This window comes from Mycobacterium sp. 852002-51163_SCH5372311, from assembly GCF_001667115.1.
GTDB lineage: Bacteria > Actinomycetota > Actinomycetes > Mycobacteriales > Mycobacteriaceae > Mycobacterium.
Map to the genome: position 1 here is coordinate 1 of NZ_LZIJ01000045.1, position 758 is coordinate 758.

Genomic DNA, 758 nt, shown 5'->3' on the forward strand with positions numbered 1-758 from the left:
CATGACACCGACACCGACCGGATCGTGGCCCTCAAGTTGTTGCCGGCGAATCTGTCGGAGGACGACGACTTTCAGGGCCGATTCCGCCGCGAAGCCCACGCGGCGGCGCGGTTGAACAGCCCGCACGTCATCCCGATCCATCACTACGGCGAAATCGACGGCCGCCTGTATGTCGACATGCGCCTGGTCGAGGGCCGCGACCTGCAGACCCTGCTGGCTGACGGGCCGTTGGAACCCGCGCGCGCGGTACACATCATCGGCCAGGTCGCTGAAGCTCTGCACGCCGCCCACGAGGTGGGTCTGCTGCACCGCGACATCAAACCCTCCAACATCCTGCTCGACCGCAACGACTTCGCCTACCTGATCGACTTCGGCATCGCCCGCGTCCTGGAAGAGACGCGAATGACCAAGTCGGGCTTCATGATCGGCACCTTCCAATACATCGCACCCGAGCGCCTCGACAGCAGAGCAGAAGATGCCCGCGCCGACATCTATTCGCTGGCCTGCGTGCTATTTGAAAGCCTGACCGGACACCCGCCCTTCGAGGAAGACACGATGGCGCGCCTGGTCGCCGCACACCTGAGTACCCCCCCGCCGCGACCCTCGACCACCCAACCCAATGTGCCTCCCGCTGTCGACGAGGTCATCGCGACCGGCATGGCCAAAGACCCCGACCAGCGATACGCGACCACAGTGGAGTTTGCCGATGCCGCCCGCGACGCGATCACCGAGCCCATTCAGCGACCGGCAGCGAATAC

Annotated in this window: 1 protein-coding gene; it reads left to right on the forward strand. The window is 65.0% G+C overall.

Features of this window, described 5'->3' with window-relative positions:
- Positions 1–758 (forward strand): serine/threonine-protein kinase (locus A5791_RS05655; RefSeq protein WP_156661018.1); only part of this gene is annotated, 758 nt, incomplete at both ends.